The 13657-nt window shown below is 44.1% G+C and carries 9 protein-coding genes and 1 pseudogene; 3 read left to right on the top strand and 7 right to left on the bottom strand.

What is annotated here, in order from left to right; translation table 11 throughout:
- Positions 1-105: 105 nt before the first annotated feature.
- The 4 genes from MKX34_RS08525 to MKX34_RS08510 all read right to left on the bottom strand — a co-directional run bounded on the left by MKX34_RS08525 (position 106) and on the right by MKX34_RS08510 (position 3480).
- Entirely contained in the window at positions 106-807 is a 702-nt protein-coding gene (locus tag MKX34_RS08525) for an ABC transporter permease (protein ID WP_249267707.1), read from the bottom strand.
- Positions 791-1711 (bottom strand): ABC transporter ATP-binding protein, encoded by a 921-nt coding sequence (locus MKX34_RS08520; RefSeq protein ID WP_036684408.1) that lies wholly within the window; start codon positions 1709-1711, stop codon positions 791-793. The genes MKX34_RS08525 and MKX34_RS08520 overlap by 17 nt, the downstream gene beginning before the upstream one ends.
- Positions 1712-1828: 117 nt before the next feature.
- Positions 1829-2764 carry a sensor histidine kinase gene (locus MKX34_RS08515; RefSeq protein WP_076101635.1) on the bottom strand — a complete coding sequence of 312 codons (936 nt, stop codon included), beginning with the start codon at positions 2762-2764 and terminating at the stop codon, positions 1829-1831.
- The gene (locus MKX34_RS08510) at positions 2764-3480 is read right to left on the bottom strand and encodes a response regulator transcription factor (protein ID WP_036684414.1); all 717 of its coding nucleotides are present in this window, start codon (positions 3478-3480) and stop codon (positions 2764-2766) included. The genes MKX34_RS08515 and MKX34_RS08510 overlap by 1 nt, the downstream gene beginning before the upstream one ends.
- A 146-nt stretch (positions 3481-3626) precedes the next feature.
- Here MKX34_RS08510 and MKX34_RS08505 point away from each other — a divergent pair, with 146 nt between their 5' ends.
- From MKX34_RS08505 to MKX34_RS08495, 3 genes and pseudogenes are all read left to right on the top strand, one after another.
- On the top strand, positions 3627-4598 hold the full coding sequence (locus MKX34_RS08505; RefSeq protein WP_094902618.1) for a phosphodiester glycosidase family protein: 972 nt from the start codon (positions 3627-3629) through the stop codon (positions 4596-4598).
- Entirely contained in the window at positions 4595-5608 is a 1014-nt protein-coding gene (locus MKX34_RS08500) for a bifunctional glycosyltransferase family 2/GtrA family protein (RefSeq protein ID WP_076214384.1), read from the top strand. The genes MKX34_RS08505 and MKX34_RS08500 overlap by 4 nt, the downstream gene beginning before the upstream one ends.
- A 627-nt stretch (positions 5609-6235) precedes the next feature.
- Positions 6236-7482, top strand: a pseudogene (locus MKX34_RS08495) (SpoVR family protein); the annotation flags it as partial.
- 10 nt (positions 7483-7492) lie between these two features.
- Here MKX34_RS08495 and MKX34_RS08490 read toward each other — a convergent pair.
- From MKX34_RS08490 to hsdR, 3 genes are read right to left on the bottom strand one after another with little or no spacing between them, the layout of a single operon-like run.
- Positions 7493-8920, bottom strand: a complete 1428-nt coding sequence (locus MKX34_RS08490) for a restriction endonuclease subunit S (protein ID WP_076297570.1) — start codon at positions 8918-8920, stop codon at positions 7493-7495.
- Positions 8917-10401 (bottom strand): N-6 DNA methylase, encoded by a 1485-nt coding sequence (locus MKX34_RS08485; protein ID WP_076297571.1) that lies wholly within the window; start codon positions 10399-10401, stop codon positions 8917-8919. Before MKX34_RS08485 ends, MKX34_RS08490 begins: the two co-directional genes overlap by 4 nt.
- 3 nt (positions 10402-10404) lie before the next feature.
- The gene (gene hsdR / locus MKX34_RS08480; RefSeq protein WP_076297572.1) at positions 10405-13656 is read right to left on the bottom strand and encodes a type I restriction-modification system endonuclease; all 3252 of its coding nucleotides are present in this window, start codon (positions 13654-13656) and stop codon (positions 10405-10407) included.
- Position 13657: the final 1 nt, after the last annotated feature.

The following is a 13657-nucleotide window of genomic DNA, read 5'->3' as shown; positions in this document are numbered from 1 at the left end:
ACGGAAATCAGTCGTAGATAAACGTCAAATCCCCCTTTATAACTCCAATCACGATGCTTTTTCATCGTTACAAAAGGGTTATAAAAGGGGGGAATTCCGAATCTATTAGGCGATATCTTTATGTTCAATGTTGCGAATGGCCATATAGGCAATGGCTGCTCCTAGCAAACCAAGTGAGATCGACACCGCCGCTAAATTACCTAAACGCGCTTGATCAAATCCCCCAGAAATTAGGGAGGTAACTAACACAGCTGAGACGATGGTGGCTGGGACTGATTTTTTCTTCATCCCAAAGTACAATGGAATTAGAGCGATACCCGCGGCATAAAATGCGTTTGCGCCTAACTTAATCAGCTCTGATGTGATTACATGAAGGGTCAGTTCACCCGGAATTAGCCCTGCAAAGGAATTGAATCCTATTAGGATAGCGCCGACTACAATGTCTGCCACGATAATGGCAACAAATGTGAAGGCGAACACTATCAATATTTTCGCAGTCATTAGCTTTTTACGTGAGATAGGATACATGAAGAGAAGAGTAATGGTGTTGTTCTTATACTCATCAATCACCAGCTTGCTAATAATAACCGAAGCGAAAATAATATAAGCAGCCTTTACAAAAACGAACACACCCTCAAACAACTCTGCATAAGAAGCAAACGACGGTTCACTCTCATTTTGATCAACGAATAAAACCATAATCATAAAAGCAAGAATCGCAAGATTAACGATTGCAGCACCTGTAAGAAGCGTTTTTAGCTTATTCTTCCGAATCTCCAAAGATATTAATTTAAGCAATGCTTTCACCCCCAATCAATTGCAGAAAATGATCTTCCAGCGTATGTTGTTTTTTGCTGATACTCTCAATTTCCACATCTGCTAGCACTAACGCCTTATTCAGATCACGCTGTGAGATTCCATCGTCATATATTCTTACTGTAATATGGTCCAGCACTTTGAAATTATTAAGCCCAAGCTTATGCTCCAACACATACACTGCTTTATTAATCTCGTTCGTAACCACTTCGATATATTCAGTATTTTGGCCACGAATGGAATCCATCGCCACTTCTTCTACCAGAGCACCCTGCCGGATCACACCGATCGTATCAGCAATCTGCTCTATTTCCCCCAGAATATGACTAGATACAAGTAACGTCATTCCATATTCACGGCTAAGCATCCGGAACACTTCACGCATCTCCTTGATTCCCACAGGATCTAACCCGTTAATCGGCTCATCCAAAATGAGCAGCTCAGGTTTCGTCATGAAGGCTCTGGCAATACCCAGTCGTTGCTTCATCCCAAGTGAAAATTGCTTCACCGGCTTTTTATCGACACCTGTGAGCTTTACGAGCTCCAGCGCTTCACCAATCGCTTGCGGATCATAATAGCCCATGTACTCTCCGTGCAAAATCAGATTTTCCTTGGCTGTCAATTTATCATAAAACACGGGATATTCAATGATGCAGCCCATCCGCTTCAGCATTTCGTAAGAATGCTCTGTCATTTTTTCATTAAAAAATTCAATTTCTCCACTCGTAGGTTTAACGAGGTTCGTGACCATTTTCATCACGGTAGTTTTGCCAGCACCATTGGGTCCAAGAAACCCGTAAATTTCACCTTGCTTAATATTCATATTCACATTGCTTACGACTTCTTTACCTTGATAGGTTTTCGTTAAATTTCTTGTCCGAAGTATTGTAGTCAATTCCGCGCTCCCCTTTGTTTTCGTCTCGTCTTCCTTAGTTCTTATTGTACACAGCAGAATTTTCTTTTTTATTACTCGTTTCTTACGAAAATCTTAAGCTGCGCACAATTCTATTCCTTAGAAGCGTAATCTGCGAAAAGTAAGGGTAAACACCGTTCTCACATACGGCTGACTAACCAGTGTAATCGTTCCATTCATTTGCTCCGTTAATCTTTTGGTGATCGTCAGACCTAGACCGCTGCCTTGATAAGCCCGGTTTCTTGAATCCTCCAGCGTATACAGACGCTCAAATACTTTATCTTGGTGTACTTCACTAATGCCCTTTCCCCGGTCCCACACCTCTATGTATACTTTGTTCTCATCACTATAGAGCTTTAATCCTAATACGCCCCCCGCGTCGCCATAAGAAATTGCGTTCGACAACAGATTGGACAATATTCGATCAAGAGCCTCTTCATTTCCCATGAAGTAAACAGCCCCATCCGGAATCTCAATCTCCACCTCACTGCCCTTAGCACTGAGGATATCATAGAAAGAAAGGATGTTGCGTCTGCATACTTCACCTGCCTCAACTCGTGAAAGAGCAACTTCCCGATCTCCTGATTCCAGCTTGGACAAATCAAAAAACTTGTTCATCAGCTGGATCACTTCATTGGCTTTTTGATGAATCATCTTCATCATCCGTTCCCGTTCCTCAGCCGGCAAATGCTCATCCTGCTGAATGGTCTCAATATAACCAAGCACAACCGTTAGCGGAGTCTTAAGATCATGAGAAATATTAGACAGCATATTACGCATGGATTTCTCCAGCCTCACACGCTCAATGCTTCCTTTATGATTGATATCCAGCAGCCGGTTCAGGTCAATCAGCACGTTTTGCAGCTCCAAATTACCGCTGAACAGCAGCAATCTTTCATGTGAGCCTTCTTCCATAATGCTGCTTAACTTGTCATGCATATATCGCAAATCATTAGAAGCTTTACGCGAATTCTGATATTGCCACACAATGACGGCCAGTAAGAGCACAATGACAATACCTAGCACCGCAATCATTATAGCTGTTCTCCCAGCTTATACCCGATGCCCCATAACGTCTTAATGTATTCGGGATGGGAGGGGTCGTCTTCTATTTTTTCACGCAATCTTCTCATATGTACATTAATGACGTTCTCATCCCCGAAATAATCATCCTCCCATACGCTCGCATAAATCTGCGCTTTGGTAAATACTCGGCCCGGATGTGTCACAAACAGCTTAAGAATATGAAATTCCTTCGACGTTAGCTTTACTTCTTCCCCATTCTTCAACGCAGAGAAGTTATCTAAATCTACAGTCAATCGACCAATGGAGATCATTTGCTTCACCGGAGCTTGATCTTCCACTTGGATACTGGGAGATGCATAACCTGCACGACGGATCGCTGCCTTCACCCTAGCCGCTAGCTCAATCATAGAAAAGGGCTTCGTAATATAATCATCTGCCCCAAAGCCTAACCCAAGCGCTTTATCTACATCACTGTCTTTGGCGGACATGATCAACACTGGAACCAGACTCCCCGCACGGATAGTCTGAAGAATGTCAGTCCCGCTTCGCTTCGGCAGCATAAGGTCTAACAGCACAAGATCAAATGGACCCCCGGTCCGAAATGTTCTCTCCGCTACTTCACCGTCAAATACAGCTTCAATCTCATAACCTTCTTTTACCAAATAAGACCTGACCATTTCACTGATTGCTTCGTCGTCCTCAATCAGCAGCACACGCTGTGGCATGTCCAAACCTCCCCGTAGTCGAAAACCTCTTCGTTAAATTATACCAATTTCCCGGAGCGCTTACTATTTCAGTTTTTATTTCAGTTTCGTTAAAGGTAGCCCAGGTATGATGGCCTTAACAACTTACAAAAAGAGGTGATGCTTCAATGTTGAACAAGAGCAGTAAACAAGCCTGGAGCTTCAAACGAAAACTGCTGATCGTGATGATCATTGTCCTCCTGCTTCTCGGCACAGTGATATATAGTCTGGCAGATCGTTACTTAATCGAACATGTCGAAGTCGTGGTTGCGGATGATGCAGCTACAACTAGCAGCTCAGGAGCTACAGCCGTTACAGCTGCCGAAGTTAATGCAACCTCTGATGACTGGAATTACTCCAGCGATGATATTCAGATCCAGGTCGATCAAGTGCAGACAGGGTCCGGTTCAGACCAGATCACCTATTTTGTCGCTGATGTCGTCCTCAAGGAAGCGAACAGCCTGCGCACTGCCTTTGCCGACAACAGCTTTGGAACAAACATCACTGAGGATACCTCGGACATTGCTTCCGCGAACAATGCGATATTTGCCATCAACGGGGATTACTATGGCTTCCGCAATGACGGAGTGATTATCCGTAACGGCACGGTGTATCGTGATGATCCTGTGCGGGATGCAATGGCGCTGTTCGATGACGGAACGATGCAAACCTATAACGAGGAAGAGATTTCTTCCTCTGAACTGCTGGCGCAAGGGGCCACCGATACCCTTTCCTTTGGCCCGATTCTGATTCAGGACGGGGAGATTGCCAGTGATTTCAGCAATGTCAAAATCGATACCAACTTCGGCAACCATTCCATCCAGAATGCGAATCCCCGCACCGCAGTTGGTATGATCGAACCAAACCATTATGTTTTTGTCGTAGTTGACGGGCGCAATGAAGGGTACAGCCGTGGGATGACCCTTACTGAGCTAGCCGATGTAATGTCCGACCTTGGCGCCACAGAAGCCTACAATCTGGACGGCGGTGGTTCATCCACTATGTACTTCATGGGACGGGTCGTAAATAATCCGCAGGGCAAAAACAAGGAGCGGGGCGTCAGCGACATTCTTTATATCAAGGAGGGTGCAACATCATGACTATACTGATCCCAGCCTATGAGCCAGATGAACGACTGCTCGATTTGATTTTACAGCTGCATAATTTCCAGCTTGAACCTATTGTTCTTGTGGATGACGGCAGCGGCCCGCACTACCGTGAAATCTTCGATATGGCCGAAGCATTCGGCTGCACTGTCCTAACCCATGAAGTCAACCTCGGTAAAGGACGTGCTCTGAAGACAGGGTTCCAGTATATTCAGGAAGTTGGGGTGCCGGACTATGTAGTCTGCGCGGATAGCGACGGCCAACATCTGCCTTATGATATTAGCCGAATCGTTGAATCTCTGCGGAACCAGACTACCCCGGGAATCGTACTCGGCAGCCGCCGGTTCACCGGAACCATTCCTCTGCGCAGCCGCTTCGGCAACTCGGTAACCCGGACGGTCTTTTCCTTAACTACAGGCACTAAGATTTATGATACACAGACTGGCTTGCGCGGCTACCCCATATCAATGCTTGATTGGCTATGCCATATTCCCGGTGAACGGTTTGAATATGAAATGAACATGCTGCTGACCGCCCATAAAGAGGGGTACACCATTACGGAAGAGTACATCGATACCGTCTATCTGGACGATAATAAATCCTCCCATTTCCGGCCTCTGATGGACTCCTTTAGGATTTATCTGCCAATACTGATATTCAGCACTTCTTCGCTGCTGTCAGCTCTGCTCGACTTCACACTCTTATTCCTGTTCCAGAGTCTCAGCCATAACCTATTCCTGTCCGTCGCGGCCGCGAGATTGTGCAGTTCTGTCTTCAACTATTCTATGAATCGAAAATATGTCTTCACGGGCGGCAAACGCTCCAAGATTCAGGCGTCGCTTCCCAAATATTTTGCGCTGGTGATCCTCGTGTTGTTGTTCAACTATGGGCTACTCTATTTCTATAATGAAAAGCTGATTATTCCGCTTGTCGCCGCCAAGCTACTGACCGAGGCTTCAATCTTCTTATTCAGCTATTGGGCGCAACGGAGGTTTGTGTACTGAGGGTTGGGAACTCTGAACTGCTTATGCTCGTGTGGTGAGCAATCTGGAATTTGTGAAGCACTAATTGGACACTTATGGAGTACTTTTCGAACACTTATGGAGTACTAATCGGATACTTGTGGAGTACTATGGGTACCTATGGAATACTTTTCGAACACATATGGAGCTTCTATCGGGTACCTATGGAACTGCTCCTCGAACTCATATGGAGCTTCTATCGGACACAGATGACACTAATCGCAGTATTATTCCACTTTTGGTATGCTAACGGACCCCATCGCCGCTATTGGTAAGAAAGACACCACATATGAGCCTCTTTTTGTGGGATAGCGTCTGTGGGGTCCGAAACCCTGTTCAAAAGGCTGGAAATTTGCAAATAACGTCAGCTGAGTCCGAATTCACCGAGAAGGGTGCCGATGTTAGAATTCGCATACAAAAAAAGCTAGTGCTTCCTTCCAATAATGTATGCAAAATCACATTATCTTTGCTCAGAAATTCAGAACGTCATACACTCATCTACTCTCCCATATATATAAATGGAACAGTCCCGGACGTTGTCGCGGAACCTTTGCAGCCTTGTCAGAATAGGTTGCAGCATAAGCCCAAGCTGGAGGGAGAGAAAGATTCATGCCAAGCGAAGAAATTAATGCGCTAGAGCGGGCAATTGCCGAGATTACGGAAATAGCCACTGGCTTCGGTTTAGATTTTTATCCCATGCGTTATGAAATATGCCCCGCAGATATCATTTATACATTCGGCGCTTATGGAATGCCTACACGATTTGGACACTGGAGTTTTGGAAAAACCTTTCATAAAATGAAATCCCAATACGATTTCGGACTGAGCAAAATATACGAGCTCGTTATTAACTCCAACCCTTGTTATGCCTTCCTGCTGGATGGAAATTCACTGATTCAGAATAAGCTGATTGTTGCCCACGTGCTAGCGCACTGTGATTTTTTCAAAAATAATATGCGTTTCTCCATGTCCAACCGAGATATGGTCGAGAGTATGTCAGCTACAGCAGATCGGATTGCCGGTTATTCTGTAACCTACGGAACTGATGCTGTGGAGAGCTTCATCGATTCAGTGCTGGCTATCCAAGAGCATATAGACCCCAGTCTGATCCAACCACGCAAGCTGGGCAAAACTCACCTGCTGGAAGCTAAGATGAAGGAGCTCAAAGATGCCCCTCCAGGTGGCTCGAAATCATCCAATCCTTATGACGAATTATGGAATCTAGATAAAAGCACTACCGGTCCGCAGGAAGCACCCTCTGGAAATCGTGCTTTCCCCCCAGAGCCAGAAAAAGATATGGTCTGGTTCATTCAGCAATATTCCACTGTTTTGGAGGATTGGCAACGTGACATTATGACGATGCTCCATGATGAAATGCTCTACTTCTGGCCACAGATGGAAACAAAGATCATGAACGAAGGCTGGGCTTCGTATCGCCAAGGTGCTTAATATCTGGAGTAAAAAAAACGATTCCCATGGGAATCGGCTTTATCGTATTAGGCTTCCAAGTTAAACAGCTTGCCAAGCGATATTACGTTCGAGCGGACGCTGCCTTATGTTTATCAGCTTTGGGAGAAGACGGTTTATTTGGAGACGGTTGTGGAAGATAAAGCCTTGTTGTTTATGTAGATGGGAAGAAAGTTAGTTGTAAATTTTTATAATCAATTTAAAGGAGCAGGTCATAACCTGCTCCTTTAAATATAGACAAGAGTGGAAATCACAGATAAATCATGGGAGAACTTCCTCGATCAGCTCGCCTATTCGCGGGTGAACGGATACTTCCCGCACTTGGTTGTCAAAGTCGGCGACTATAGAGAAATTGTGAGCTTTACTTGCAACATCAGTATGAGGGCATTCACTAAATGTCTATCGTCCTCTATAATTTAATCCTATTTCCTTTTCTATTAATAAATCGATCGCTTTTACTTCACCATGATCATATGTTCCAAGTTCACCTTTAAAAGCTTTGTTTAGAATAGACTTTTTATTACACTCGATACGTTCTAACGTAATTATGCAATTCTGTTTTACTTTGTCTAATACATCATGAACTTTTCTCACTTTACTTACAATGATCTTTTGTTCACTAAGAGGAGCTAGTCTTAAGGGAGCCTGATTTAAGGCAGCTTGAGTTAATTTTCTACGACCCGTTGAACCCGAAGTTAATGGAATAAAATTATAGTAACTCAAACATATATTAAGGTACTCAACATCTATGCCACCAAGAGGTCTAAGAACATGAGCATGATTATTAACCCATGATTTTCCCCTAACAATATAACTGAATGGCTTTTCTCGACCTGTAAAAGTTTCATCTTCTACAACCAATACAATATCATCATTAAAAATGTAATCATTAATAGTATCGACTTGTCCGTTAGCCCCATAGTATGGAATATTCCCTGGACGATTCTCTCGCTCTGCTTTACTAACTGGTTTTCGAAATCTATCTAAACATTCCGTTAGATCTAATATCCTAGTTATACACCAATTCTTAGGAAGGCTGCTGTCTTCATGACTAATGTAAGGAATGAAATCTGATTCTGATTTATTTTTTATTAGTGAACTTGTTGCTTTTATTAACTCTACGTTCGATAAATAGTCAATCTTTCTTCTTTTTTGGATTTCCATAACTAAATCAAACGCGCTTTCATTTATTTGATTAGTTCTTCTCCATTCCTCAGTTAATTTACCAAGATATGCGTTAACAATTACTGATTTCCTGTTCAAATCAATATTCTCCATAGTTTGGACAACTAACTCTTTTGCCTGCTCTAGTTTACTCAAAAGACGTTCGACTTTGTCAGCAATTCGTTTTTGTTCTTTCAACGGTGGAAGCGGGAACATTATAGGATAAATAGTTTTACCCGATATAACTGGTTGAGCAGTTGATTTGCTATATTGCCCAAGATTTAGATTTTTTAATAACCAGTACAAATATATAATATCTATTTTAGTTTTATCAAAACTCACAATAAAAGCATTGTCCGTTACCCAAGAATAGTTTTCTGATAAATGTACGCTCCCACAATTGAACCCCACTCTTCCGACAATAATACTTGGTTCGGAAATATTATTTTCTTTATGAAATCCATTTACTCCATTACCACCATATACAGGATGGGGACCATCAATCATTTGGTTTCTTGTAAGTCCATCGCCTGATTTCACTGTTATTAAAGAGCCCAGTTTTACCCAAACCCAATTCTCAGGAATTGGGTATGGATGCTCCTCCACAGGAACCAGCGCCTCTTGAAGCAACTCCTCTGCTGTCTTCCCTTTGTTCTTACTCATACTTTATACTCTCCACGCACTTCAGCAATCTGAAGCAACTCTTGACCCTCTTCAGCAGCAGATTCTGGCTTGTTCTCCACTGCCCTAAGCTCCGCCACAACCTCAAGAAGCAACGTCATTGCTTCATCCAGCTTGGCAATCGCTAATTCTGCCGAATCAATCGGATCAGGCAGATTGTCATAAGCTGACAAGGATTCATCCGCGATCAAACCAATATCCAAACTGTCGTCCTTCTTACGAATGTCCTCACGAGTAAATACATTAAATCTCTCATCCTGTACACTACTACGATCACCCGCCGAATAAGCCTCCACAAACGCGTCAAAATGCGCTGTAGTCAGCGGAGTCCGCTTCCCAAAGCTAGGCATGTTCGTCCGCAGGTCATAGACCCAAACGTCCTTTGTACTTTCCTTATCTGTCTTTTCCCGTGTAAAGAACAGAACGTTCGTCTTTACTCCCTGAGCATAGAAAATCCCCGTAGGCAGTCGCAGAATTGTGTGCAGATTACACTTGTCCATTAAGTCTGCTCGAATCTTCGCTCCCGCACCACCTTCAAACAATACGTTGTCAGGAAGCACTACAGCAGCACGGGCTTTTCCGTTTGCTTTTAACGCACGATAAATGTGCTGTAAGAAATTCAACTGCTTATTGGAAGTCGTAAAAGTTAAGTCGTCACGCGTAAGTCCTTCTCCACCTTGTTTGGTACCAAACGGGGGATTAGTCAGGATTACATCGTAATTCTTCAAGCCTTTTCCGAGATCAGAAAGAGTATCTCCCAGCATAATATCTCCATGCAGATCATGAAGCATTGCATTCATCATCGCTAAGCGATGTGTATCTTTAACTAGCTCAACCCCTGTGAAAGCTTCGTTTCTTTGAAACTCCGCTTCTTTTTCACTCAGATCAAAATATTCATCCGTCTTGCTCCGAATATGGCTATCTGCGGCGATCATAAACCCAAACGTACCTGCGGCAGGGTCATTACAGCGTTCGCCTGGCTGTGGATTAACCAGCTTTACGATCACATCAATCAACGGACGCGGGGTAAAATATTGCCCTGCCCCTGATTTGGTTTCGCTCGCATTTTTCTCAAGCAATCCCTCGTAAAGATCCCCCAGACCTTCCTCCTTAGCGGAATACCAATCCAGTTGATCAATCGAACGCACGATTTTCTCCAGATTCTTGGGTTCATCGATGTTGGAGCTGGCATTCATATAAATCTGCTTGATGATCTCGTTACCTTCCTTTCCAAGATCAAGCAGCAGTTGACGGTAATGGTTAGTTAATTCCAGCCCGTGGCGTTCCTCTAAGGAATTCCAACGATACTGCTCAGGCAGAATTTTCTCGTTGTCCGTTTCCTTCATCATTTTAAGAAACAGCAGATAAGTGAGTTCCGTTACATATTGGTGATACGTGATGCCATCATCACGCAGTACATTACACAGGTTCCAAAGCTTTTGTACAATTTCCTGATTCCTCATGGTTTAAGCTTGCTCCTTCTGTCTGGTTGGATATAGCGCAACATTTATTGTAGCAACAATCTCGTCCAATTGACCATCAAAAATTTTATTTAACTGCTTATAGCCGCCCTTACTGCGGAAAGGTTCCACATCGAATGCTTTTTCTGGATTCGGGTCCAGTACAGATTCCTGCAATAATTGCTTCTCAATCCGCTTCAACCAATCCTTCTGCACCTTTGGCCATACTCGCATCTCATAGATTTTTTTCATGGCATTCTCAATCCGTTCTTCATGGCTGATGAGTGGATCACCAAGCGCCTGCTGACGGATAAAACTGATGATGTCTGCGGCAATGTCCTGCTGCTTCACATCGCGCCATGCGGTTTGCAGGTTCTTCTCCGTAAAACCTTTCTGATCCAGAGCCACACGAAGCTTCCGCAGCTCTTCACGGGTCAGATCATTCGGACGTGTGCAGATAATATTTAGAGCTGGAATCAGGTTCAGGTTCTCACGGATAAAACCATTAAATCCTTCCAGGTAATCCTCTGGTTTATTGGCATCTCCATAACCGCGTGTAACTCCGATCAGTTTATCCTTGTGATCCGAAATGAACTGGCGGTTATGCCGCCCCTTATTCTCTTCAATAAACAGAAGCAATTGTGGTTTGCTTAATAAAGCTTCACTAACCTGCTCTGCACTTGCCTTTTTTATCTCATCAATAAATTCATCAATATTCTGCCCATCGGATAAAGCTTTGAAATCCTCATGATCCTGAGGCGTCCAGCTCTGCTTCTTCCGCTGCATCTTCGCAATAATCTCTTCCTGATGCGACTTGATGTGATGCTCACTCTTCATCTGCTTCAGCTCATCAACCAGGAGACCCAGACTGACCTGTGGTCTTGTCACAACAGGCTTCATGTCTGTATAGGGCTTGAGCGACTCATAAATCCCCACGGCATCATAGATCATAAAATGATCCTTCTCAATTTCATCACAGCGGCGGGTAGCCCGTCCCAGCATTTGTTCATACAGGATACGGGAGCGGACCCGCCGCAGGAAGACCACATGGGAGATACTCGGGATATCTATACCAGTCGTAAGGAGATCCACCGTGACAACGATGTTCGGTAGCCGCTCATTTTTGAATAACTTAATGGCATGTAGTGGATCTTTGATCGAACCTGTGATTTTTAGAATCGCTCCATCATCTACTGGGCCGTAGACCTTCTCTAATTCTTCCTTAAAGATCCGAACCACCATATCCGCATGATCATCCGTTGCTGCAAAAATCAAGGTCTTTCCATCCGCTTCAGGGTCGATATATTCAGTGAGCGCCTCCAGCACTACACGATTGAAATTCTCCGTGATCACCGTCTTGTTGAACTGGGTTACTTCTAGGTTGACCTCGTCTTCCAGCATTTCTTTCTCCACGGTTCCCAGGTCAACATTGTATACAGCTACTTCCTCACCAATCTGCCACTTGATGCCGTTTTTCTTCAGTTCTGTTTCAAACTGAATAGGCGGCTCATGGTCGATCAGATAGCCGTCAATCACTGCCTCACGGTAGGAGTAGTTAAAGATTGCTTTGTCAAAAATCTCAACCGTATGAAGAGCTGGTGTAGCCGTAAGCCCGATTCGCACAGCGTCAAAATAATCCAGTACCTTCCGATACTTGCTCACATAATCGGCATGATCACGAAACTCCAGTTCGATCTCAGTCATTTCCTTATCCAGCGTGTAACCACGGTGAGCCTCATCCACGATAATGCAATCATACTGATCTACAGAAGGGATGCCCGTATCATCCTCACTATAAAACAGCCGCTTCACCATGCCCTGAACGGTAGCAATCTGAACCTTCGTTTCCGTATTGGGTTTCTTGTCATCCAACGTCTGAAGCTCAAAAATCTCAGTAAACGAATGATAACTTTCCAGCTTAGAATCCTTAAACGCCGCCTCAGCCTGACGGCCTAACGCTGAACGGTCCACGAGGAATAGAATTCTTTTAAAACGATTGTGTTTGATCAGACGATAAATTAAGCCGATGGCCATTCTTGTCTTGCCTGTACCTGTTGCCATGGCTACCAGAATTCTGCGCTGTCCAGCTTCTATCGCGTGTTCCACTGACAAAATCGCATTCTCTTGATACTCACGCAGATGCAGGTAATCCAGCGATTCATCACGGAGATCCTTTGTCGCCTTATCTATGTCCTGCTGTAAAAGAGCTTTTAACCCTTCAGGTGAATACCAGGTTTGCAGCACTCTGGCATGATTCGTGGACTTACGCGCATCTAAGAACCATATTCCTGACTTATGCTCAAGCTGCTTCAAATAGGGACGCCCATTCGTTGCAAACAAAAACGGCACCTGATAATTTCCCCATGGGCCATGAATGACTTCTTCACTGTGCTTAACTACATAAGAGGCATACTTTTTTGCCTGTTCAATGTCGGCTTGAACATCCTTGCTCTGACGTTTAGCCTCAACGATACCGATTAATTCCATTCCATAAAAAAGAGCATAGTCCGCAAACCCATTTTTCAGAGGCCATTCGGCTATAGCAAGGTACCTGCCTTTTTCAGGGCGAGTACCTGCGCTAAAACGCAGTTGTAATGTATCTGCCTCCCAGCCAGCCTGAACGAGCTTTTCGTCAATAATCATACGGGTCTGAGCTTCGGTAAGCTTCAGGGCGCTGCCCAGTTGTCTGGCCTTGGTATGACGTTTTTGCTTCTCATCTGAAGTTTTGGAATCTTGCTGTTGAGTAAGTTTCTGCAGTTCCTGCTCCAGATGCTGTACTTTCGCGTCATAAGAAGCTGCCAACGACTGAAGTTCCGCCTGATTCTGTGCATCCTCTACTTGAGAAGGTTCGACATATTCAGGAGCAATGAAGTCCCACTCCCCATATACCTGCATAAACCAGACAGATAAGCGAAAGGCCATGTTCAACAAAGCTTTGGCTTCCTCTGGAGTTCCGTAAATTCCTTCAGCGTGATTAGCTTTATTCCCAATCATGCGAATAGCGTGGAGGATATCCAACAGTTCTCCAGTCAGGAGATCTTCTTGCTTCAAAAGCCTGAGTCTATCGTCCTGAGTCGCTCGCTCTGGATATTGCAGCTCCTCAAAAGCACATATGTATCTCGTTATCGTCTCCCCAAACATCCGAAGCTTGATCAGGGAAGTATTCGGGTCAATATAAACATTCCGCTCGGCCATTTCGGCCAAATTGGATAGAATATTCCAATGGTTCGACAAGAAAGTGAAATTGCTGTTACTCATA

This window comes from Paenibacillus sp. FSL R5-0636, assembly GCF_037974255.1.
Lineage (GTDB): Bacteria > Bacillota > Bacilli > Paenibacillales > Paenibacillaceae > Paenibacillus_AQ > Paenibacillus_AQ odorifer.
The sequence above is the reverse complement of the archived record's forward strand: the minus strand, read 5'-3'. Positions and strand labels throughout refer to the sequence as shown.

Excerpts from the sequence above, each read along its gene's own strand:
- MKX34_RS08515 (WP_076101635.1), bottom strand. The coding sequence starts at position 2,764 with ATGATTGCGGTGCTAGGTATTGTCATTGTGCTCTTACTGGCCGTCATT.
- MKX34_RS08510 (WP_036684414.1), bottom strand. The coding sequence starts at position 3,480 with ATGCCACAGCGTGTGCTGCTGATTGAGGACGACGAAGCAATCAGTGAA.
- MKX34_RS08505 (WP_094902618.1), top strand. The coding sequence starts at position 3,627 with ATGTTGAACAAGAGCAGTAAACAAGCCTGGAGCTTCAAACGAAAACTG.
- MKX34_RS08500 (WP_076214384.1), top strand. The coding sequence starts at position 4,595 with ATGACTATACTGATCCCAGCCTATGAGCCAGATGAACGACTGCTCGAT.
- MKX34_RS08490 (WP_076297570.1), bottom strand. The coding sequence starts at position 8,920 with ATGAGTAAGAACAAAGGGAAGACAGCAGAGGAGTTGCTTCAAGAGGCG.
- MKX34_RS08485 (WP_076297571.1), bottom strand. The coding sequence starts at position 10,401 with ATGAGGAATCAGGAAATTGTACAAAAGCTTTGGAACCTGTGTAATGTA.
- hsdR (WP_076297572.1), bottom strand. The coding sequence starts at position 13,656 with ATGAGTAACAGCAATTTCACTTTCTTGTCGAACCATTGGAATATTCTA.